The sequence below is a fragment of the Pseudomonas monsensis genome, from assembly GCF_014268495.2.
In the GTDB taxonomy this organism is placed as follows: domain Bacteria; phylum Pseudomonadota; class Gammaproteobacteria; order Pseudomonadales; family Pseudomonadaceae; genus Aquipseudomonas; species Aquipseudomonas monsensis.
The window spans coordinates 2918490-2940881 of record NZ_CP077087.1; the positions used below are offsets into that span (position 1 = coordinate 2918490).

22 protein-coding genes and 1 riboswitch are annotated in these 22392 nt (G+C 60.8%); of the genes, 5 read left to right on the forward strand and 17 right to left on the reverse strand.

Annotated elements, in window-relative coordinates; genetic code table 11:
• Positions 1–33: 33 nt before the first annotated feature.
• The 4 genes from HV782_RS12805 to HV782_RS12820 all read right to left on the reverse strand — a co-directional run bounded on the left by HV782_RS12805 (position 34) and on the right by HV782_RS12820 (position 4135).
• Complete coding sequence (locus HV782_RS12805) at positions 34–798, reverse strand: ABC transporter ATP-binding protein (RefSeq protein ID WP_128614539.1); 765 nt, start codon at positions 796–798, stop codon at positions 34–36.
• Positions 795–1799 carry a FecCD family ABC transporter permease gene (locus HV782_RS12810; protein ID WP_186748660.1) on the reverse strand — a complete coding sequence of 335 codons (1005 nt, stop codon included), beginning with the start codon at positions 1797–1799 and terminating at the stop codon, positions 795–797. The genes HV782_RS12805 and HV782_RS12810 overlap by 4 nt, the downstream gene beginning before the upstream one ends.
• Positions 1800–1807: 8 nt before the next feature.
• A complete protein-coding gene (locus tag HV782_RS12815) occupies positions 1808–2821 on the reverse strand; it encodes an ABC transporter substrate-binding protein (protein WP_186748653.1) in 1014 nt (337 codons plus the stop codon).
• A gap of 144 nt (positions 2822–2965) precedes the next feature.
• Positions 2966–3158: riboswitch (cobalamin riboswitch) on the reverse strand.
• Between the two features lie 41 nt (positions 3159–3199).
• Positions 3200–4135 (reverse strand): Ppx/GppA family phosphatase, encoded by a 936-nt coding sequence (locus HV782_RS12820; protein WP_186748652.1) that lies wholly within the window; start codon positions 4133–4135, stop codon positions 3200–3202.
• A 309-nt stretch (positions 4136–4444) separates the two neighbouring features.
• On the opposite strand from HV782_RS12820, the gene HV782_RS12825 reads away from it, so the two are divergent.
• Both HV782_RS12825 and map read left to right on the forward strand, forming a co-directional pair.
• Entirely contained in the window at positions 4445–4672 is a 228-nt protein-coding gene (locus HV782_RS12825; RefSeq protein ID WP_007918027.1) for a ParD-like family protein, read from the forward strand.
• Complete coding sequence (map, locus tag HV782_RS12830) at positions 4669–5460, forward strand: type I methionyl aminopeptidase (RefSeq protein ID WP_186748651.1); 792 nt, start codon at positions 4669–4671, stop codon at positions 5458–5460. Before HV782_RS12825 ends, map begins: the two co-directional genes overlap by 4 nt.
• A gap of 323 nt (positions 5461–5783) precedes the next feature.
• On the opposite strand, the gene HV782_RS12835 is transcribed toward map, so the two are convergent.
• The 6 genes from HV782_RS12835 to ribBA form a co-directional block, all read right to left on the reverse strand.
• Positions 5784–6925 (reverse strand): IS3 family transposase gene (locus HV782_RS12835; protein WP_225931025.1). Its coding sequence is split into 2 segments (ribosomal slippage): positions 5784–6664 and positions 6664–6925, totalling 1143 coding nucleotides; the frame shifts between segments, so codons are not numbered across the junction.
• Positions 6926–7025: 100 nt separating this feature from the next.
• Positions 7026–8180: an ABC transporter ATP-binding protein gene (locus HV782_RS12840; protein ID WP_186748481.1), complete on the reverse strand. Its 1155-nt coding sequence runs from the start codon at positions 8178–8180 to the stop codon at positions 7026–7028.
• A 17-nt stretch (positions 8181–8197) separates the two neighbouring features.
• Positions 8198–9007, reverse strand: a complete 810-nt coding sequence (locus HV782_RS12845) for an ABC transporter permease (protein ID WP_025111627.1) — start codon at positions 9005–9007, stop codon at positions 8198–8200.
• Between the two features lie 6 nt (positions 9008–9013).
• A complete protein-coding gene (locus HV782_RS12850; RefSeq protein ID WP_177490400.1) occupies positions 9014–9958 on the reverse strand; it encodes an ABC transporter permease in 945 nt (314 codons plus the stop codon).
• Positions 9955–10980 (reverse strand): ABC transporter substrate-binding protein, encoded by a 1026-nt coding sequence (locus HV782_RS12855; RefSeq protein ID WP_123467973.1) that lies wholly within the window; start codon positions 10978–10980, stop codon positions 9955–9957. Before HV782_RS12855 ends, HV782_RS12850 begins: the two co-directional genes overlap by 4 nt.
• Before the next feature lie 375 nt (positions 10981–11355).
• On the reverse strand, positions 11356–12465 hold the full coding sequence (gene ribBA, locus HV782_RS12860) for a bifunctional 3,4-dihydroxy-2-butanone-4-phosphate synthase/GTP cyclohydrolase II (protein ID WP_128613772.1): 1110 nt from the start codon (positions 12463–12465) through the stop codon (positions 11356–11358).
• 68 nt (positions 12466–12533) lie between these two features.
• Between ribBA and HV782_RS12865 the strand changes: the two genes are divergently transcribed.
• Positions 12534–12830, forward strand: a complete 297-nt coding sequence (locus tag HV782_RS12865; RefSeq protein WP_186748480.1) for a DUF1330 domain-containing protein — start codon at positions 12534–12536, stop codon at positions 12828–12830.
• A gap of 120 nt (positions 12831–12950) precedes the next feature.
• Here HV782_RS12865 and HV782_RS12870 read toward each other — a convergent pair whose 3' ends face one another.
• The 7 genes from HV782_RS12870 to HV782_RS12900 form a co-directional block, all read right to left on the reverse strand.
• Positions 12951–13514, reverse strand: coding sequence for an NUDIX hydrolase (locus HV782_RS12870; protein ID WP_123467979.1), 564 nt, complete (start codon positions 13512–13514; stop codon positions 12951–12953).
• Between the two features lies 1 nt (position 13515).
• A complete protein-coding gene (locus HV782_RS12875) occupies positions 13516–14268 on the reverse strand; it encodes a GntR family transcriptional regulator (protein WP_116256671.1) in 753 nt (250 codons plus the stop codon).
• A gap of 58 nt (positions 14269–14326) precedes the next feature.
• A complete protein-coding gene (locus HV782_RS12880; protein ID WP_186748479.1) occupies positions 14327–14716 on the reverse strand; it encodes a carboxymuconolactone decarboxylase family protein in 390 nt (129 codons plus the stop codon).
• Between the two features lie 131 nt (positions 14717–14847).
• Positions 14848–15333 carry a flavin reductase family protein gene (locus tag HV782_RS12885; RefSeq protein ID WP_186748478.1) on the reverse strand — a complete coding sequence of 162 codons (486 nt, stop codon included), beginning with the start codon at positions 15331–15333 and terminating at the stop codon, positions 14848–14850.
• Positions 15334–15345: 12 nt separating this feature from the next.
• Positions 15346–16827, reverse strand: coding sequence for an aldehyde dehydrogenase (locus tag HV782_RS12890; RefSeq protein ID WP_186748477.1), 1482 nt, complete (start codon positions 16825–16827; stop codon positions 15346–15348).
• On the reverse strand, positions 16824–17657 hold the full coding sequence (locus HV782_RS12895; RefSeq protein ID WP_123467987.1) for an alpha/beta fold hydrolase: 834 nt from the start codon (positions 17655–17657) through the stop codon (positions 16824–16826). The genes HV782_RS12890 and HV782_RS12895 overlap by 4 nt, the downstream gene beginning before the upstream one ends.
• A gap of 31 nt (positions 17658–17688) precedes the next feature.
• On the reverse strand, positions 17689–18279 hold the full coding sequence (locus HV782_RS12900; protein WP_128613767.1) for an amino acid synthesis family protein: 591 nt from the start codon (positions 18277–18279) through the stop codon (positions 17689–17691).
• 449 nt (positions 18280–18728) lie between these two features.
• Here HV782_RS12900 and HV782_RS12905 point away from each other — a divergent pair, with 449 nt between their 5' ends.
• Both HV782_RS12905 and HV782_RS12910 read left to right on the forward strand, forming a co-directional pair.
• The gene (locus HV782_RS12905; RefSeq protein ID WP_186748476.1) at positions 18729–19772 is read left to right on the forward strand and encodes a WD40/YVTN/BNR-like repeat-containing protein; all 1044 of its coding nucleotides are present in this window, start codon (positions 18729–18731) and stop codon (positions 19770–19772) included.
• Positions 19769–22153 carry an efflux RND transporter permease subunit gene (locus HV782_RS12910; protein WP_186748475.1) on the forward strand — a complete coding sequence of 795 codons (2385 nt, stop codon included), beginning with the start codon at positions 19769–19771 and terminating at the stop codon, positions 22151–22153. The genes HV782_RS12905 and HV782_RS12910 overlap by 4 nt, the downstream gene beginning before the upstream one ends.
• The last annotated feature ends 239 nt before the right edge of the window (positions 22154–22392 follow it).

Here is a 22392-nt window from a genome sequence, read left to right on the forward strand (position 1 = left end):
ATGAAACACAGCCGTTGTGGAGCGGGCTGTGTTTTATGAATGAAATCGCAGGATCTGCGCACCATCGAACGGGTCTGTCAGGTAGTGCGCCTTGACCCCGAACGTTTCCTGTAGCCGCTGCGGCGTCAGCACTTCCAGCGGCTTGCCCAGAGCCACCAGCCGGCCGCGTTCCAGCACCGCCAGCCGATCGCATTTCAACGCCTGATTGAGGTCATGCAATGCAATCAGTGTGGTCACCGGCAACGCCTGCACCACGTTGAGGATCGTCAATTGATGCTGGATGTCGAGGTGGTTGGCCGGTTCGTCCAGCAGCAGGATTTGCGGGCGCTGGGCCAACGCTCGGGCAATGTGCACGCGCTGGCGTTCACCGCCTGACAAGTGACGCCAGACACGCGTGCGCAGGTGCAGCGCATCGACGTCGATCAACGCCTGTTCAACGATGGCGTCGTCCACCTGCGACCACGGCTGCAGCGCTGAAAGCCACGGTGTGCGCCCCAGTGCAACGGCGTCGAATACGCGGATGCCGTCGTCGGTGTCGGCCTGTTGTTCGACCACCGCCAGTTTTTGCGCAATGCTGCGCCGGGGCATTTTCCCGAGGGGCTGGCCTTCGAGCAGAACCTCGCCAACGCTCGGCTCGCGCAATCCGGCAAGCAGTTTCAACAGAGTGGATTTGCCCGAGCCATTGGGCCCGACGATGCCGAGGGTCTCGCTGCGCTGGACCTCCAGGCAGACACCGTCAAGCAACTCGGCGCCGCGCACCTTGAACGTCAGCCCGGAACAACTCAACACCGGGTTCATCGAGCCGATCTCCGGCCAATCAGGATGAGCGCAAACACCGGCGCGCCGACCAGCGCGGTAATCACACCGACCGGAATCACCTGACCCTTGATCAGGGTGCGCGACAGCACGTCGGCGGCAATCAGAAACACCGCGCCCCCCAATGCGCTGGCCGGCAGCAGACGGGCATGCCCGGTGCCGAGCAACAGACGCGCCGCATGGGGAATCACCAGGCCGACAAAACCGATCGAACCGACAATCGACACCATCACCGCCGTTACCAGCGCCGCGCAACCGATCAGCACAATCTGCACCCGCCGCACCGGTATGCCGAGGGACGCCGCCGAATCCGCGCCAAAGGTAAATGCATCCAGCGCGCGCCGATGCCACAGGCACACCAGCAAGCCGAACAGGGCCACCGGCACCGCCAGCCACACCGACGGCCAGCGCACGCCGCCGAGATTACCGAGCAGCCAGAACATGATGCCGCGCGCCTGCTCGGAACTCGCCGAACGGGTAATCAGAAACGCGGTGAGCGCATTGAACAGCTGCGAGCCGGCGATCCCCGCGAGAATGATCTGCCCGGTGCCGTTGGCCGAACCGCTGACACGGGCCAGCAGAATGACCAGCACGAACGCCGTTACCGCGCCGGCAAAAGCTCCGGCGGACAGCGAAATCGCCCCGGCGCCAATCCCGAGCAGCGCCACCATCACCGCGCCGGTCGAGGCCCCGGCGGAGATGCCGAGCAAATAGGGATCGGCCAGCGGATTGCGCAGCAGCGACTGCAAAATCACCCCGCACGTCGCCAGACCGGCACCGCACGCGGCGGCGACCAGGGCGCGGGTCAGGCGGTAGTTCCAGACAATGCCTTCGTCGATCGGGTCGAGCGCATGCCCGGCGGTCCACAGCTTGTTGGCCAGCACTTTTAGCACCACGTCCGGAGCAATCGACGTCTCTCCGATGGCGACCCCCGCGAGCACGGCGATCAACAGTGTCGTCAGGGCCAGTAGTGCGCGGATCAGGCTTTTATTCATTGCGACAGGTCATAGCCGTTGAGGGCCGTGGCCAGTTGCTCGATGCCATCGAACGTGCGCAGGCTGGCCTGCATGGCCAGGGCGTCGAGAATGATGATGCGGTTGTTTTTCACCGCGTCCATGTTGCGGGTCACCGGGTCGCTGCGCAGGAAGGCGAGTTTCTTCTGATAGTCGTCAGCGGGGAAGCGCCGGCGATCCATGCGTGCGATGACGATGAAGGTCGGGTTGGCCTTGGCGATGGTTTCCCAGCCGACCGTCGGCCACTCTTCATCGGATTGCACCACGTTGCGCACGCCGAGGGTACTCAGCATGAAATCGGGAATGCCTTTGTGTCCGGCCACGAAGGGCTCGATGTCCATCTGCGCACTGGAGAACCAGACCACGGCACTTGCGTCTTTCAATTGTTTGCCCTGAGCCGTGGCGACTGATCGGGCGAGGCTGGCCTTGAGTTGTTCATTGAGCTGCTGGCCGCGGTCCTGCACATCGAAGATTTGCGCCAGTTGGCTCACGCTCTTGTAAATCGTGTCGATGCGAAACGGCGCCAGCCGGGTACCGTCGGCGCCGACGAGGTTGTCCTTGGCTTCGCAATCGGAGGGCAGCAGGTACGTCGGAATCTTCAGCTCGTGAAACTGCTCGCGCGTGCCCACCGCACCTTGTGGGCCGACCATCCATTCCAGCTCCACGGCGACCAGTTCCGGGCGCTTGCCGATCACCGCTTCGAAACTCGGCTCGTTATCGGCCAGGCGTTCGATCTTGTCGTTCTGCGCCTTGTACGTGGCCAGCACGTCGTTGAACCACAGCGAGGTGCCGACCACTTTGTCGCCCAGGCCCAGGGCGTAAAGCATTTCGGTGCCAGCCTGGCCGATGGTGACGGTGCGCGTGGGGGCGTGCTGGAAGGTCAGGGTGCTGCCGCAGTTCTCGACGGTCAGTGGATAGGTCGTCGGCGCTGCATGGGCGAGCGCGCAAAGACTCAGGCCGGTGAGCAGGATGGCAACGCGGGGCAGCAGCATGGGCAGTCTCCAGGGGAACCGTACGCAAGGCGGGGAGAGTACGGTCTGGAAACACACCAGCGAACGCAGTCATGGCAACAGCGCAAGGCTGCTGATCAAACGAAGACGCGCACGGCACGATGTCCTTCCCGGACACCCCGCCGGTTAGTAGTCACTGTGCCGGCAGGTCTCCTGACTGATGCGTCATCGCCCGTGCTCCGGCCTTCCCGGGTTCACCCAGTGGCAGTCGTGGAGCAGGCTCAGCACCTACAGTTGCGGGGGCAGTTCCGAACGATGCGCTGACGCACCTCGGATTCCCTATTAATTCCGTATGGAAACCGGCGGCGGCATGGTAGTCGATCGAGCCGCTTTAGGGGAGACGAATCTGCCGGAGGGGAATTAATGCTTGCTCATCAAACCGTGCAGTACGCCCAGGCGCAGGCCGGGTTCGGACGGCACCATCTGCGAAATGCCGAACACCTTGAACGCCGCCAGCATCAACACCAGGCCACCGGGCAGAATGCTCTGGCGGTGCGCTTGCAGGCCGGCGAGTTTCAGTTGCTGGACGTTCTTCACTTTCAGCAGCAGTAACGACAGGCGCAACAGCCCACCGTAGGTAATGCCGTCGTGGCCGAAGTCGTTCAGGCGATTGGCCTTGAGCACCTTGGCGAGCATGCGCGCGGTGCCGGATGAGCCAATGGTTTGCTGCCAGCCTTGCGCGCGATAGCGGCGGGCGACTTTTTCAAATTGCAGGATGGCGACGCGCTCGGCTTCTTGCAAGGCACCGGGGGTAATGCGCCCATCGGGAAAATAGCGCGCGCCCAGCGTGCCGCTGCCGATGGCAATGCTTTCAGTCAGCAACGGTTGCGAGCCTTGGCCGAGGATCAGTTCGGTGGAACCGCCACCGATATCGACCACCAGACGCATGTCGTCAGCAGTCGGCAGTGCATGCGCCACGCCGGCATACACCAGCCGAGCCTCTTCATGTCCGGAAATGACGTCGATGTCAAAGCCCAGATGCCGCTCGGCGCTGGCGAGAAACAGTTGTGCATTGTCGGCTTCGCGCACGGCGCTGGTGGCCACCGCACGCACCCGACCCGCTTCGAACCCCCGCAGCTTTTTGCCGAACCGCGCCAACGCCTGCCAGCCGCGATCCAGCGCCAGGGTGTCCAGCGCGCCACCGTCAAACCCCTCGGCCAGGCGCACCGGTTCGCGCAAGGTTTTCACCTCCTGAATCATGAAGCCTTTGCGGCTGCGGACCGACTGGCCGATCATCATGCGAAATGCATTCGAACCCAGGTCGATGGCGGCAAACAGCGAGGCGTCTTCTTTCATGGGAGTCCTTGCAAAACGTCCGTCTCAAGGCTCAAGACGGTTTGCGAGGATTCTGCCGTGAAGTTGATGACATCCTGATGACGGCAGCGGGGCGGTTCAATGAATGTGTGTCTGTCATGACACTGTCATTATCCGGCGTCTATGCTGAGCCCAATACATCGCGTGTTCTTAAAGTTTTTGCTGCCTCTTTTGGCAGCTTTTTTTTGCCTGCGATTTGCCGCGCTACGTCCTGCAGATTGTGTGCGTTTGCAATTTCGCGTAAGGCTTGGCTAATATACGATCCATATACACAACGTATCGGATTCATATATGGGCATCGTAAAGATTTCTGAGGACATGCACGAGAACCTGCGCATCTCCAGCAATGCACTCAGCCGCTCGATCAACGCGCAGGCCGAGCACTGGATGCGCATCGGCATGCTCGCCGAGCTGCACCCCAACCTCGACCACAGCGCCATTTGCCGCTTGCTGATTCGCGCCGAACAGAACGGCGGGCTGGATCTGCAACAACTGACTCAGGAAGCCGTCAGCGCATGAGAAACCAGATCAAGATCAACACGCCCGCCGAGATCGCGCAATCACGCGCCGCCGGTCAACTCGCCGCTGAAGTACTGGCGATGCTGGTGCCGCATGTAAAGGCCGGTGTGACCACCGACGAACTGGATCGGCTGTGCAACGACTACATCGTCAATGTGCAGAAAGCGGTTCCGGCCAACGTCGGTTATCACGGTTTCCCGAAAACCGTCTGCGCTTCGGTCAACGACGTGGTGTGCCACGGTATTCCCTCGGGTACGCCGTTGCAGAATGGCGACATCGTCAACCTCGACATCGCGGTGATCAAGGACGGCTGGTTCGGTGATACCAGCCGCATGTACGTGGTCGGCGAGGCGACGCCTGAGGCGCAGCACCTGATCAACACCACCTACGAGGCCATGTGCGCGGGTATTCGGGTGGTCAAGCCGGGCGCCACATTGGGCGATATCGGCCATGCGATTCAGAGTCTGGCGGAGAGGGAAGGCTTCAGCGTGGTGCGCGAGTACTGCGGCCACGGGATCGGCAAGGTCTATCACGATGAGCCGCAGATTCTGCATTACGGTTTTCCCAATCAGGGCATGAAGCTTAAGGCGGGGATGATTTTTACCGTAGAGCCGATGCTCAATGCCGGCAAGCGCCATGTGAAGAACATGCCAGATGGCTGGACCGTGCTGACCAAGGATGGCTCGTTGTCGGCGCAGTGGGAGCACATGGTGGCGGTGACGGAGACGGGGTTTGAAATCCTCACGGCGTGGCCGGATGAGATTGAAGGCTACCGCGCCATCGTCTGATACCGCGTCGACTGTTTCCCTCACCCTGGCCCTCTCCCGGAGGGAGAGGGGACTGACCGGGTTGTTTGGACAAGTTACGCCGACCTGAGAGTGCTGCGTCGAACTCAGGTTTGAACAGCATGAAGATTGGCTCCCTCTCCCTGAGGGAGAGGGACTGATTGAGGTGTTCTTTCGAGGGACGCCGACTTGGGATACCGAGTCGAACCCGGATTTTGAACAGCACGGAGATCGGCTCCCTTTCCCCCTCGCCCCCCCCTGGGGGGGAGGGCTGGGGTTGATCTGGTCAAACGATCCTGGACACAGTTATAGGGTTTTATCCCTTTTCATGCCGCCAGGGCTTCCATGTCTACCGGAGTTCGGTAGCCGTTGTGACTGTGTAGCCTGATCCGATTGTAATAGTGGGTCAGGTAGCGCAGCACATCGCTACTGGCTTCATCTTCGTTTCGATAACCGACCTTGGGTATCCATTCAGATTTCAAACTGCCAAAGAAACGTTCCATCGGAGCGTTATCCCAGCAGTTTCCTCGTCGACTCATGCTTTGTTTTATTCGCATCTCCGACAGCGTTTCTCGGAACATTTTGCTGCTGTAATGACAACCCTGATCCGAATGGAACATCAAGTTTTCAGGGCGTCCTCGCGACTCGAAAGCCATCCTCAACGCTTTACAGGTCAGAGCCGAATCGGGACTTCTGGATATCGCCCAACCGACGACGCGTCGGGCATGCAGGTCTAGTACCGCAGCCAGATAAACCCAGTAAGTACCGGCCCAAATGTAAGTCACATCGCCACACCACACTTGATTGGGCGCCTCAACGTTGAATTTACGCTCCAAATGATTGGGGGCGTATTGAGCCTCTGCGCCGCTAGGTTTGTAACGATGTCTGCGTCGTTGCTGGCTCTTCAATCCGATCTCGAGCATCAGGCTACGAGCCATGTAACGACCTACCGACTCCTTTTCGTTACACAACGCCTTTGACAGGCTGCGCGCGCCCATTGAACCGCGACTTTGCTTATGTAATTCAGCAGCCTTGATCTTGAGGCGCTCGCGCTCGGCATCCACTTTTGTCCGCTGTTTCAGACGCTCGTAATAACTGCTGCGGTTGATACCAAACACGCCACACAACTCGGATCTTGGATATTGCTCGCTTAATTCCTCGACCAGCCTTACTGATCGAGGGAATCCGACATCAAGAGAGCCGTAGCCTTTTTTAAGATTTCCTTCTCTCGCTCAATCCGTCGGATTTTTGCTTCCAGTTCTTGGATGCGTTGTTGGTCAGGAGTCATGGCCTTGGACTTCTCAGGCGTCTTACCGTTGCGCTCAGCTCGCAACTGCTCAACCCAGCGACGCAGTGCTGTAGGTCCGACGCCCATTGCTTCGCAGGCTTCACTCACCGAATAGTCTTTATCCAAAACCAGGCAAGCCGCATCCCGTTTGAAATCTGTCGAAAAATATCGTCTAGTCAAATGCCACCTCTTCGCTGGGCGTAGATTACCGCCCTTTAAGGGTGTCCAGAATCATTAAGCCAGATCAGGTGAGGGGGTAAATCCCACAGGCAACACGCTATCAGTGGGCGCCGGCCGCTTTGTTCAGGTCACTTTCGGTCCATTCGGTGTAGACGCAGGCATCAGCGGTGGCCCAGCGCACCCGCACCGGGTCGCCAGCCTTGAGCGGCATGCCCGCCGCCGATAACGCTTTCACCGTCATCGACGTCCCGCCCGAAGTGACCACGCTGCAAGTCTGGCTCTCCCCGAGGAACAGCACTTCCACGACCTTCGCTGACACTTCGTTCCAGCCCGCCGGCAGCGGCTCATCGCTCGCCTGCTGCACGCTCAGTGCCAAGGCTTTCTCCGGCCGCACCATCAGCAACACATCCTGATCCGTGTGCAACCCGGTTGTCAGTCGAATCGACAACGATTGCCCCTCAAAACTCGCTGCTGCATTGCCTTGCGCCTTGAGCTTGAGGAAGTTCGAATTACCGAGAAACGACGCGACAAACGCATTCGGCGGGTTCTGATACAGGTCATAACCGCTGCCCAGCCCGACAATCTTGCCGTGACTGAAAATCGCGATGCGTTGCGACAAACGCATGGCTTCTTCCTGATCGTGGGTCACGTAGACGATGGTGATGCCCAGGCGCCGATGCAGCTGACGCAGTTCATCCTGCAAATCCTCACGCAGTTTTTTGTCCAGTGCACCGAGCGGTTCGTCCATCAACAGGATGCGTGGCTCGTAAACCAGCGCCCGGGCGATGGCGACCCGTTGCTGCTGGCCGCCAGACAGTTGCGAAGGGCGGCGATGGGCGAACTGTTCCAGTTGCACCAGTTTGAGCATCGCGTCGACACGCTTGTCACGTTCGGCGGCGGCGAGTTTGCGGATCGCCAGCGGGAAGGCGATGTTGTCGCGCACCGACAGATGCGGGAACAGCGAATAGCGCTGGAACACCATGCCGATGTCGCGCTTGTGCGGCGGCACGTTGACCAGCGACTGACCGTTGACCAGGATCTCGCCACTGCTCGGTGTTTCGAAACCGGCGAGCATCGACAGCGTGGTGCTTTTGCCCGAGCCGCTGGAGCCGAGAAAGGTCAGGAACTCGCCGTCCTTGATGTCCAGCGAGATGTTGTCCACGGCGGCAAAGTCACCGTAGTGCTTGTTCAGGTTACGCAGGCTGACCAGGGGTTTGTCGTTCTGCTGGGATGCGTCTTTGATCACGGCACTCATGTCGTACTCCTGGGCGCTCAGGCGCTGATTTCGTTGCGCCGGCGCAGGGCGGCGGCGATCACCATGACCAACACCGACAGGCCGATCAGCAGCGTCGAAGCGACGGCGATCACGGGGGTCAGGTCCTGGCGCAAAGTGGTCCACATTTTCACGGGAAGGGTTTGCAGGGTGGGGCTGGCCATCATCACGCTGAGCACCACTTCGTCCCACGAAACGAGGAAGGCGAAGAGGGCGCCGGCGACCATTCCCGGACGGATCGCCGGGAACGTCACCTTGAACACTGCTTGCAGGCGCGAGGCACCGCAGATCACCGCGGCGTCTTCAATCGACTGATCGAACAGCTTGAGCGAGTTGATGATCGAGATGATGGTAAATGGCAGCGCGACGATCACATGGCTGACGACGAAAGCGAACATCGTCCCTGTGTAACCGAGCTTGAGAAACAGCGCGTATACCGCCACGGCGATGATCACCAGCGGCACGATCATCGGCAGGGTGAACAGGCCGTAGAGCATTTCCCGGCCAGGAAAACGCCCGCGTACCAGCGCAAACGCGGTCGGCAAACCGAGGGCCACCGCGCAGATCGTGGTCAGCACGGCCACCTTGAGGCTGGCCGCCGCGGCGTTCATCCAGTCGGCGTTGGAGAAGAACTGGCCGTACCATTTCAGCGTCCAGCCCGGCGGTGGGAACACCAGCCACTGCGAGGAACCAAACGACAGCAGGACAATGAACACGATCGGCAACAGCAGGAACAGACCGATCAGTCCGGTGGTTGCGTACAAGCCGAAACGCATCCGCCGGCTCATGGCATTGGGAGTCAGGAGCATCTCGGCTTACCTCGCGTTGCTGGCGCCAACCGGGGACTCCGGCTGAAGCTTCAGGTAGAAGTAGAACAGCACCAGGGTGATCGCGATCAGCAATGCGGCGCCGGCACTGGCCAGGCCCCAGTTGAGGAACGATTGCACCTGCTGAATGATGAACTCCGGCAGCATCATGTTCTGCGCCCCGCCGAGCAGCGCCGGGGTGACGTAGTAGCCGAGCGACATCACGAACACCATCAACCCGCCAGACGCCAGGCCCGGCCGACACAGCGGCAGGAACACCCGGAAGAAGTTGGTCCACGGGCTGGCGCCGCAGATCGAGCCGGCCTGCAGGATCATCGGGTCGATGGCCTGCATGGTTGCCTGCAACGGCAGGACGATGAACGGGATCATGATGTAGCTCATGCCGATCACCACGCCGGTCAGGTTGTGCACCATTTCCAACGGCTGATCGATGATGCCCATGGCCATGAGCGCCTTATTGATCACCCCCGAGGCTTGCAGCAGCACCAGCCACGAATAGGTGCGGGCGAGCAGGCTGGTCCACATCGACAGCAGCACGATGTTGAGGATCCAGCGCCCCCAACCGCGTGGCACCAAAGTGATCGCCCAGGCCAGCGGAAAGCCGAGCAACAGGCTGAAAATCGTCACCAGTCCGGCCACCGAGAAGGTGTTGAGCAGCACCCTGGCGTACGCCGAGTTGGCGAACAGTTGTTCATAGTTGCCAAGGCCCGGGGTCGGTTCGAGCACGCCGCGCAACAGCAGGCCAATCAACGGCGCGAGAAAGAACAGGCCGAGGAACAGCAGTGCCGGCACGAGGTTGCCGGCGCCGCGCCAGCGTTGTTTGAGGGACGGGGCTTGCGCCATTGCACTCGCCTTGCCTGTGGCCGGACCGGCAGCGCTCGCGGCGCTCCCGGTGGCAGTGGAGGGACGGGACGCAGTGGCCGCCATTTTCATTTGACCAGCCATTCGTTCCACCGTGTCGCGATGGCTTGACCGTTCTTGGCCCAGTACGCGAAATCAAGAGTGATCTGATCCTTAGCGTAGGCAGTCGGCAGGTTCGGGGCCAGCACCGAGTCCAGGCGCGCCACGCTGTCGACGTTGACCGGGGCGTAGGCGGTCAGGTTGGAGAAGTCGGCCTGGCCTTTGGCGCTGCTGGCGGTGGCCAGGAACTTCATCGCCGCGTCCTTGTTTTTCGAGCCCTTTGGAATCACCAGAATGTCGGCCATGACCAGGTTCTGCTTCCAGCTCACGCCGACTGGCGCGCCGTCTTCCTGCAGGGCGTGGATCCGACCGTTCCAGAACTGGCCCATGCTCGCTTCACCGGAGGCCAGCAGTTGCTGCGACTGCGCGCCGCCGCCCCACCAGACGATGTCTTTCTTGATGGTGTCGAGTTTCTTGAAGGCGCGATCCAGATCCAGCGGGTAGAGCTTGTCAGCCGGCACGCCGTCGGCCAGCAGCGCCAGTTCGAGCACGCCGGGGCTTGGCCATTTGTACAGGGCGCGTTTGCCGGGGTAGGTCTTGGTGTCGAACAGGGCGCTCCAGTCCTGGGGCTTGTTGGCGCCGAGTTTGCCCTCGTTGTAGCCGAGGACGAAGGAGAAGAAGAACGAGCCGACGCCGTAATCACTGACGAAACGCGGGTCGATCTTGTCGCGCTGGATGACTTTGAAATCGAGGGGTTCGAGCAGGCCTTCAGCCGCTGCGCGCAGGGCGAAGTCGGCTTCGACATCGACCACATCCCACTGCACGTTGCCGCTTTCGACCATGGCCTTGAGTTTGCCGTAGTCGGTCGGACCGTCCTGCACCACGGTGATGCCGCTGGCCTTGCTGAACGGATCGGCCCACGCCTGTTTCTGCGCATCCTGGGTGCTACCGCCCCAGCTGACAAAGTTCACACTCTCGGCGGCCATCGCGGCCTGGCCGGTCACGCTCAGCAGTCCCGCAAAAAGAATTGCGGTTGCAGCTTTGTTCAACACCATTTTTACGCCCTCATTGTTGTGTTTTTGAGCGGGCTTGCGTTGTTGCCCGCCTGTCGGGAGCAGTAGACGGGCGGTTTTTCAGGTCGTCCGGTCTATGGAATATCATATTATGGTATTCCAAACTTTGTGCAAGCACTTTGCCTTACCGGTTATCTGTTGATTATGGATTTTTGGATGTGCTCGGCATGAGATGAAGGGTGCACTGCAGATCCAGCCCCTCACCCCAGCCCTCTCCCAATGGGAGAGGGGAAAGGGGGCCGATCTTTGTGTTGTTCAAAACCTGAGTTCGGCTCGGTATCTCAGGTCGATGGATAACGGGCCAACAACTCGGTCGGCTCCCTCTCCCTCGGGGAGAGGGCTGGGGTGAGGGCCGCTTCACTCAGTGAACGGAATACTCTCGACCACTTCCAGGTCATACCCCGTCAACCCCGCATACTTCAGCGGCGGCCCAAGATGCCGCAGCTTGCCAACCCCAAGGTTCTGCAGAATCTGCGCCCCGGTGCCCACCTCCGAATAGATCCGCGATTGCGAACGACTGAACTGTCGCGGCGGCTGAGTCAGTTGTGGCACGCGCTCGAGCAACGCCTGCGACGATTCGTGATTGGCCAGCACCACCACAACCCCATGACCTTCAGCCGCGACCCGTTGCAGTGCCGCCCACAGCGTCCAGTTGCTCGGCCCGCTGTATTCGGCGCCGACCAGATCGCGCAGTGGGTCGATCACATGCACGCGCACCAGCGTCGGCTCTTCACGGCGCAGATCGCCCATGACCATCGCCATGTGCACGCCACCCTCAATGCGATCCTCAAAGGTGATCAGGCGGAAGGTGCCATGCACGGTGGGCAACTCACGTTCGCCGATGCGTTCGATGGTGTGCTCGGTGCTCAGGCGGTAGTGGATCAGGTCGGCGATGGTGCCGATCTTGATCCCGTGCTTGCGCGCGAACACTTCCAGGTCCGGGCGGCGGGCCATGGTGCCGTCGTCGTTCATCACCTCGACGATCACCGAGGCCGGGGTGAAACCGGCGAGGCGTGCCAGGTCGCAACCGGCTTCGGTGTGGCCGGCGCGGGTCAGCACGCCACCTTCCTTGGCGCGCAGCGGGAAGATGTGGCCGGGTTGCACCAGGTCTTCGGCACGGGCGTCTTTGGCCACAGCGGCCGCGACCGTACGCGCGCGATCAGCGGCGGAGATGCCGGTGGTGACGCCAATCGCCGCTTCAATCGACACGGTGAACGCAGTGCTGAACACGCTGCCGTTGGCAGGCACCATTTGTTCCAGGCCCAGGCGTTGGCAATGCTCGTCGGTCAGCGTCAGGCAGATCAGCCCGCGCGCTTCGCGGGCCATGAAGCTGATCGCTTCGGGCGTGCAGCAGTCGGCGGCCAGCAGCAGGTCGCCTTCGTTTTCCCGATCTTCGTCATCGACCAGCAAGACCATTTTGCCGAGACGATACTCTTCGATGATTTCTTCGATGCTGTTGAAGGCCATGCTGGACTCTCAGGGTTCGTTGGAAATATATTGGTATACCATAATACAAAATCAACAAAGAGGTCACTATGAAGGCGTACTGGATTGCCCACGTGGATGTCGCCGATGCCGAGTACTACAGCCAATACACCCAGCGTGCGCCGCAGGCGTTCGCCGAGTTCGGTGCAAAGTTTTTAGCCCGGGGCGGGCGCAGCGAAGCGCTGGAGGGCAGGCCTACCCCTCAGCGTAGCGTGGTGATCGAGTTCGAGAGCTACGAGCAGGCGCTGGCGTGCTACCACTCGGCGGCGTATCAGGAGGCGAAACGTTATCGCGAGGAATGGGCGAGGGCGGAAATCATCATCGTCGAAGGCATCGCCCCACTCTAAGCAACACCACACCCCCTGTAGATACTCTGTTCGCGATAGCTTTTTATCAGTCAACATTTCCACCGACTGACACAGCGCAATCGCGAGCAGGCTCGCTCCTGCAAAGAACAGGCTGCGTGATCAGCGGATGAAGTGGATCTTGCCGCTGTCATCATTGCCCATGTAGATGCCATACACCCCGGCCTGACGCTCCTCGATATAACGCTCGAGGATCTGCCGGATCGCCGGGTAGTAGATCTGCTCCCACGGGATGTCTTCGGGGGCGAAGAATTTGTAGTCAAGGGTTTCCGGCCCGTACTGCCCGGTGATCTCCAGCGCGATGGCGCGGAAGATGATGTACACCTCGCTGATCGTCGGCACGCTGAAAATCGAGTACGGCGAGATGATTTCCGCACGCACGCCGCTTTCTTCCCAGACTTCGCGCAGCGCCGCCTGTTCGGTGGTTTCGCCGCTTTCCATGAAGCCGGCCGGCAGCGTCCAGGTGCCCGGGCGCGGCGGGATCGCCCGTTGGCACAAGAGGTATTTGCCGTCCTGCTCGATGATGCAGCCGGCGATGATCTTCGGATTGACGTAGTGGATGTAGCCGCAGGCGCGGCACATCAGGCGCTCGTGCGTATCGCCCGGCGGCACCTGCTGACCGAGGTCAGGGCCACCGCATTTCGGGCAAAAGCTCGGGCTGAACATATCAGTGCCCTATACGCGGTTCTTTCAGCGCGATCGGCAGGGTGATGTTCGGCGTGGCGCCGGTTTCTTCCTGTTTGCGCTTGAGGTAGTCGAGGGCCACGGCTGCGGCGGCGCGTACGTGATCGACACAAGCCTGGTGCGCCGCCAGCGGATCGCCGCTCTTGATCGCCTCGACCATTTTTTCCATTTCGTGGTTACTCGCGCCGCGCCGGTTTTCCTGGGACACCGACGTCGCGCGCAGGTAGCTGATGCGCGCCTGCAACTGGCGCAGCTGCGTGGCTGCAACATGGTTGCCCGAGCCTTCGAGCAGCACGTCGTAGAAGCCCTGCACCGAGTCGATCACCTGTTGCAGTTCGCCGTCCTTGAGCGCCTTGCGGTTGTCGTCGAGGGCTTTTTCCAGGGCCTTGATGTCCTTGGCCTTGGCGCGCAGGGTGAACAGCTGGACGATCAGGCCTTCAAGCACACAGCGCAGCTCATAGATGTCGACCGCATCGGCCAGAGTGATGATCGCCACCCGTGGGCCCTTGGCATCGGCGAATTCCACCAGGCCTTCGGATTCGAGGTGACGCAAGGCTTCACGCACCGACGTGCGGCTGACACCGAGGCGGTCGCACAGATCGCGCTCCACCAGACGATCCCCTGGCATGAGCTGGAAATTCATGATCGCGCTACGCAGTTTATCCAGCACGATTTCGCGCAGGGTAACGGGGTTGCGATTGACCTTGAAGCTGTCGTCGAGTGGCTGGCGTTTCATGGGGTCCGCTCTTTAAGTTGGCTGTCCATGCCAGACGGGCATCTAAACAGCCGAGGGGTTAACTGGAGGCCTCGGCGTCGGCTTCGGCGAAGGCTTCACGGGCGAGCCGGAAACTGTCCACGGCTGCCGGGACGCCGCAATAAATACCGACCTGAAGCAGAATTTCGCGTATTTGCTCACGACTCAGGCCGTTACGCAAGGCGCCGCGCACATGCAGCTTGAGTTCATGCGGACGGTTCAGCGCCGAGATCATCGCCAGGTTGATCATGCTGCGCTCCTGGAGCGACAAGCCCTCGCGACCCCAGACATGGCCCCAGCAGTATTCAGTGACCATTTCCTGCAACGGACGGGTGAAGTCGTCGGCGTTCTCTATTGAACGCTGTACATAAGCTTCGCCGAGCACCTCAGTGCGGATTTTCAGGCCTTTTTCGTACTTTTCGTTATTCATATTCTTTGCCTCGCCTCAGTCCCTGTGGGAGCTGGCTTGCCAGCGATGGCGGACTATCAGCCAACATCAATGTTGAATGTTAAGCCCTCATCGCTGGCAAGCCAGCTCCCACAGGGTTGTGCATTGTTGTCTCAGGCCAGGGTCGGCAGGGGGCCGAGCTTGCCTTTGTGGTAGATCATCGGCGTTACCGGTTGCGCCGGCAGGATCAGGTGTTTCACCGCGCCAACGATGATCGCGTGGTCACCACCGTCGTACTCGCGCCACAATTCGCACTCGATGATCGCCGTGGCCTTGGCGAGGATCGGGTTACCGAGTTCGCTAAGGTGCCACTCGATGTTCTTGGCCTTGTCCTTGCCTTTTCCGGCGAAGGCGTAGGCCTCGGCGGTCTGGTCGGCGGACAGCAAGTGGATCGCGAATTTCTTGCTGTCGCGCAGCACCGGGTAGGTGTCGGAGGCGTAGTTGGGGCAGAACAGCACCAGTGCCGGATCAATCGACAGCGCACTGAAGGCGCTGGCGGTGATGCCGACGATGCCGCCGTCCGGGTCGAGGGTGGTGACCACCGTGACCCCGGACGGGAACGAGCTCATCACGTCTTTGTAAATGCCGGGTTCGATCATGTCGCGGTACTCCTAGCGCATCACAAACGGATCAGGCATCGGCGCCTGAGAGAGGTTGATCCACACCGTTTTCAGTTCGGTGTAGGCCAGCACCGAGTCGATGCCGCTTTCGCGTCCATAGCCACTGTTCTTGAAGCCGCCGATCGGTGCCATCGCCGACACCGCGCGGTAGGTGTTGACCCAGATGATCCCCGAGCGCACGTCGCGGGCGAGGCGATGGGCGCGGCCCAGGTCGCGGGTCCAGATGCCGGCGGCAAGGCCAAACTGCGAGTCGTTGGCGATCGCCAGTGCTTCGGCTTCATCTTTGAAGCGAATCACCGAAGCCACTGGGCCGAAGACTTCTTCCTGCATGATCTTCATTGAGTTGCGGTCGCACTCGAACAACGTCGGCTCGTAGAACCAGCCCTCGCCGAGATCGCTCGGACGCTTGCCGCCGGTACGCAACCGCGCGCCCTCGGCGATGGCATCGGCGACCAGACCTTCGACCACCGCCAGTTGCTGCGCGGTGGCCATCGGGCCCATCTCGCTGTTGTCCTCTTGCGGGTTGCCGATGCGAATGCGTTGGGCGCGTTCAACCAGTCGGTTGACGAACTCGTCGTAGATTTCGTCCTGCACCAACAGGCGCGAACCCGACACGCAACTCTGCCCCGACGCCGCGTAGATCCCGGCAATCGCGCCGTTGATCGCGCTGTCCAGATCGGCGTCGGCGAAGATGATGTTCGGTGACTTGCCGCCCAGTTCCAGCGACAGCTTGGCAAAGTTTTCGGCGCTGCTGCGCACCACATGCCGGGCCGTGGCCGCGCCGCCGGTGAAGGCGATTTTGCGGATCAGCGGATGGCGGGTGAGGGCGGCGCCGGTGCTCGGGCCGTAACCGGTGACGACGTTGACCACGCCCGGCGGAATTCCGGCTTCGAGGGCCAGGCGTGCCAGCTCGAGGATGGTCGCCGAAGCATGTTCGGACGGCTTGATCACGATGGTGTTGCCGGCGGCGAGGGCCGGAGCCAGTTTGATCGCGGTCAGGTACAGCGGGCTGTTCCACGGAATGATCGCCGCGACTACGCCCATGGCTTCGTGCACGGTGTAGGCGAACAGATCCGGCTTATCCAGCGGCAGGGTGCCGCCTTCGAGCTTGTCGGCCAGACCGGCGGTGTAGTGGAAGAACTCCGGCAGATAGCCGACCTGGCCACGGGTTTCGCGGATCAGCTTGCCGTTGTCGCGGCTTTCCAGCTGCGCCAGTTGTTCCTTGTTCTCGGCGATCAAATCACCGAGACGCCGTAGCAGTTTGCCGCGTGCGGTGGCGGTGAGGCCGCGCCAGGCCGGGCTGTCGAAGGCCGTCTGCGCTGCTTGCACGGCGCGTTCGACGTCCGCTTCATCAGCGTCGGGCAGTTCGGCCCAGGCTTGCGCGCAAGCAGGGTTAAGGCTTTCGAAAGTCTTGCCGGAGAGGGCGTCGACCCATTCTCCGCCGATGCACATCTGGAAGCGTGCGAGTGTCATGCAACGATCCCCTTTATATGGTTTTGTCGGGCGTGTGCGTATTCGAGAAATTCCAGCAGCGTCTGGTTGACCAGGCGCGGCGACTCTACCGGCATCATATGCCGTTGCTCGGCCAGCACCGCAACCTTCGCACCGGGGATGCGTCGGGCCAGTTGCTCGGCCATTTCCGGGGTCGAACCCGGATCGAGCTCGCCAGTGGCGATCAGCGTCGGCGCCTGAATGCTGCCCAGGTCGTCGGCGCGGTACATGTCTTGGGTGGCGAACAGTTCGTAGGTGGTCAGGTAGCCTTGCGGATCATTGCCGGCCAGGGTCTGGCGGATCGCTGCGATCTGCGCCGGGTTGGCCGCTTGATATTCGCGGCTGAACCAACGCGACAGCGCCGCTTCGGCGTTGGCGTCGGGACCATGTTCGGCCGCTTGCGCGGTGCGCGCGATCACGCCGGCACGCTGTTCTTCGCTGCGGTTGAACACGCTGTTCAACACCACCAGGCTTTGCAGGCGCTCCGGGTAATGCAGGGCAAAGGCCCGCGCAACCAGACCGCCCATGGAGAAACCGATCACTGCTGCCTGGGGCAGATTCAAGTGATCGAGCAGCTCCAGCAACTGATCGGCGTAACCCAGCAGCGCGGTGCCGCTGGCCGGGCGCGGGCTGGCGCCATGGCCGAGCATGTCGTAGGCGATCACCCGGTATTGGCTGGACAGGCCGACAATCTGGCCGCCCCACATTTCTTTGTTCAGGCCCACGCCGTGGATCAAAACCACGGGCTGGCCTTGGCCGGTCGCCAGGTAACTGGTGCCCGCCGGGGTGAGTTCAGCGGTGAGCCGAATCATGGAGCGCTCCTGCAATGCCTTTTTATTGTGATTACTGGGCTTTTTCGGCAGCCAGTTCTTCCAGGTCGATGTAGCGGTTGCCGATGCGCGGGTGCAGGCGACCACCGTCGGCGCAACCGAGCACCACGACGATTTCGTCGGCACGCGGCGCGTCTTCGATCTGCATTTCCAGGGTGATGTAGTGCGAACGCTGGCCTTCGTCGTCCTTGTGCATCATCGGGATCTGAATCGAGGTGCCCGGACCGCCGCGCTTGTTGGTGAAGCTCAGGTAGCTCTTGGCCTTGACCGCTTCGCGGTAGTGGTTGCCGAAGCGCAGGGTGTGGATCACCGCGGAGGCGTGTTCGATCTCGCCGTCGGCACCGACCACAGCCGCTTTGCCGTAGGCCTCGATTTTTTCCGCACCGCCAATGATGCCGACCAGACGCTCGACCATCAGTGCGCCGAGGTCGGAGCAGTTGGCGCGGATCTGCGGCTTGAGGTCTTCAACGAAACCGTTGCCCACCCAAGGGTTCTTCATCACCACCGCCAGGCCGACCATGGTCACTGGCTTGTCAGCCGCCTTGCCGCCTTCGATAAAGGTTTCTTCGACATAGCTGACGATCTTGCGAATTTCGAAACTCATGAGCTGCTCCGTGGGGGATTAAGAGTGTCTGTGCGTCTTATGGTATACCATAATACCGATCGTGCAAGTCCCCTCGATGATTTTTGCCGCATCACCCCGGCGAATGGTCATGTATTCAAATCCCACAACCACCACCAACCCCTGTGGGAGCGAGCTTGCTCGCGAAGGCGGCGTAACGGTCACCCTCTTTATTGGCTGATCCACCGCTTTCGCGAGCAAGCTCGCTCCCACAGGGAAATTCATTCGTTACAGAGGGCCGCTTTCGGTTAACAAAAGATAACGTGGCGCCGATTGTCAGACGTTTCGAAAGCCCGATAGGATGAGCCAGCTTCCGAAGTGGCTCTGGATTGCGGGTTTCAGGACTATGCTTCTGACTAGCCGTCAGCGGAGCACACTTGCGGCGCCCTTGAAGGCCAAATGGCCTAACAATAATAAATAGGGGAAGGTTTATGAGTCGTTGCCGCCCGCCGGCGTTACGCAACACCGCGTTGCTGGCCACAGCACTCTCGCTGCTGGGCTTTGCCACCTTGTCGGCACCTGTGAGCGCTGCCGAAGCGCCGGCCGACGTGGTTTACGCCACCGCATCAGCCAAAGCCGCGAAAAGCCTGATACTCGACGTCGTCCACGCCGGCACCCGGTTGGTGGCGGTGGGTGATCGCGGGCACATTCTCTATTCCGACGACCAGGGCAAGACCTGGACCCAGGCCAAGGTGCCGACCCGGCAACTGCTGACGGCGGTGTACTTTGTCGATGACAAACACGGCTGGGCCGTCGGCCATGACGCGCAGATCCTTGCCAGCGAAGACGGCGGTCTGACCTGGAGCAAACAATTCGAAGACCTCAAACGTGAATCGCCGCTGCTCGACGTCTGGTTCAAGGACGTCAACAGCGGCATGGCCGTGGGCGCTTACGGCGCGCTGCTGGAAACCACCGACGGCGGCAAGCACTGGGAAGACGTCAGTGACCGCCTCGACAACGAAGACCAGTTCCACCTCAACGCCATTGCGGCGGTGAAGGATGCCGGGCTGTTCATCGTCGGCGAGTCGGGCAGCATGTTTCGCTCCGCCGACTGGGGCCAGACCTGGGAAAAACTCGAAGGCCCGTACGAAGGTTCGCTGTTCGGCGCGATCGGCACGGCGCAACCGCAGACCCTGCTGGCTTATGGCTTGCGCGGCAACCTCTATCGCTCCACCGACTTCGGCAGCACCTGGGAGCAGATCGAGCTGAAAGCCGCACGCGGTGCGCTGGAATTCGGCCTGTCCGGCGCGACCCTGCTCGAAGACGGCTCGATCGTGATCGTCGGTAACGGCGGTTCGGTGATCAGTAGCAGCGACAACGGCGAAACCTTCAGCGTGTTCAACCGCCCGGATCGTATTTCGCTGTCATCGGTCACCGCTGCCGGTGACGGCAACCTGATTCTGACCGGGCAGGGCGGTGTCCACACCACGCTGCCGAACGGTGCCGAGATCAATAATAAGAAGGCGGGGCTATGACTTCCTTGATCACTCCTCAGCAGGACAAGGCGACGTTTCTCGAACGCCTGATTTTCAACAACCGCCCGGCGGTGATTCTGATCTGTCTGGTGGTGAGTATTTTCCTGTTCTGGCAGGCCACGCTGATCCGGCCGTCGACCAGTTTCGAAAAAATGATCCCGCTCAAGCATCCGTTCATCGAGAAGATGATGGAGCACCGCAACGATCTGGCGAACCTGGGCAACACCGTGCGCATTTCGGTGGAGGCCAAGGACGGCGACATCTTCTCCAAGGAGTACATGGAGACCCTGCGGCAAATCAACGACGAGGTGTTCTACATCTCCGGCGTCGACCGTTCTGGCCTCAAGTCGCTGTGGAGCCCGAGCGTACGCTGGACCGAAGTGACCGAAGAAGGTTTTGCCGGTGGTGAAGTGATCCCGCAGAGCTACAACGGTTCTCAGGACAGCCTCGACCTGCTGCGCAACAACGTGCTCAAGTCCGGGCAAGTCGGGCGCCTGGTGGCCAACGACTTCAAGTCGAGCATCGTCGATATCCCGCTGCTGGAGTCCTATCCGGATCCGGAAGACCAGGGCAAGTTGCTGGCCCTGGACTATCGCAAGTTCTCCCATGAGCTCGAAGACAAGATCCGCAACAAGTTCGAAGCGCAGAACCCCAACGTCAAGATCCACATCGTCGGTTTCGCCAAGAAGGTCGGCGACCTGATCGACGGTCTGGTGATGGTGGTGCTGTTCTTCGGCATCGCCTTCGTCATCACCCTGATCCTGCTGCTGTGGTTCACCAACTGCCTGCGCAGCACCATTGCGGTGTTGAGTACGACGCTGGTCGCGGTGGTCTGGCAGCTTGGCTTGATGCACTTCTTCGGCTTCGGACTCGACCCGTATTCGATGCTGGTGCCGTTCCTGATCTTCGCCATCGGCATTTCCCACGGCGTGCAGAAGATCAACGGTATCGCCCTGCAATCGAGTGAAGCCGACAACGCCCTGACCGCGGCGCGGCGCACCTTCCGGCAACTGTTCCTGCCGGGGATGATCGCGATTCTCGCTGACGCGGTGGGCTTCATCACGCTGCTGATCATCGACATTGGCGTGATTCGCGAACTGGCCATCGGCGCGTCAATCGGCGTGGCGGTGATCGTGTTCACCAACCTGATCCTGCTGCCGGTCGCCATTTCCTATGTCGGCATCAGCAAACGCGCCATCGCCAAGAGCAAGAAAGACGCAAACCGCGAACACCCGTTCTGGCGCCTGCTGTCGAACTTCGCCAATCCGAAAGTCGCACGCATCTCGGTGGTGCTGGCACTGATCGCCTTCGGCGGCGGCCTCTGGTACAGCCAGAACCTGAAAATCGGCGACCTCGACCAAGGCGCGCCGGAACTGCGGCCGGACTCGCGCTACAACAAGGACAACAACTTCATCATCAACAACTATTCGACCAGTTCCGACGTGCTGGTGGTGATGGTCAAGACCAAGGCTGAAGGTTGCTCGCGCTTTGAGGCCATGGCGCCGATTGATGAGCTGATGTGGAAGATGCAGAACACCGAGGGCGTGCAGTCGGCGATCTCGCTGGTGACGGTGTCCAAGCAGATGATCAAGGGCATGAACGAGGGCAACCTGAAATGGGAAACCCTGTCACGCAACCCGGACGTGCTGAACAACTCGATTGCCCGCGCCGATGGCCTGTACAACAACAGTTGCTCGCTGGCGCCAGTGCTGGTGTTCCTCAACGATCACAAGGCTGAAACCCTCGATCGGGCGGTGCACGCGGTGCAGGAATTCGCCAAGGACAATAACAAGGACGGTCTGGAATTCATTCTCGCGGCCGGTAACGCCGGGATCGAAGCGGCCACCAACGAAGTCATCAAGCAGGCCGAGCTGACCATCCTGATCCTGGTGTACATCTGCGTGGCGGTGATGTGCATGATCACCTTCCGTTCGTGGGCGGCGACGCTGTGCATCGTCCTGCCGCTGGTGCTGACCTCGGTACTCGGCAACGCGCTGATGGCGTTCATGGGCATTGGCGTGAAGGTCGCGACCTTGCCGGTGGTGGCACTGGGTGTGGGGATTGGCGTGGACTACGGCATCTACATCTACAGCCGCCTGGAAAGTTTCCTGCGCGCGGGGTTGCCGTTGCAGGAAGCCTATTACCAGACCCTGAAATCCACCGGTAAAGCCGTGCTGTTCACCGGTTTGTGCCTGGCCATCGGCGTGTGCACCTGGATCTTCTCGGCGATCAAGTTCCAGGCCGACATGGGGCTGATGCTGACCTTCATGCTGCTCTGGAACATGTTCGGCGCGCTGTGGCTGCTGCCGGCACTGGCGAAGTTCCTGATCAAGCCGGAGAAACTGGCGGGGCAGAAGGGCAATTCGCTGTTTGCGCATTGATCTGAAGGGCTGAAACGACAAAGCCGCAACCTTAGGGTTGCGGCTTTTTTTGTGGCTCAAGATCAACAGCCCCTCACCCTGGCCCTCTCCCGGAGGGAGAGGGGACTGACCGAGGTGTGCGGCTTGATACATCGACCTGAAACACCGAGTCGATTATGGAATCACAGCAAATCGTTCGACTTGAGATGTCGAGTCGGTTATGGATTCACAGCAGATCGTTCAAGTCGGCGTAGTTCTTA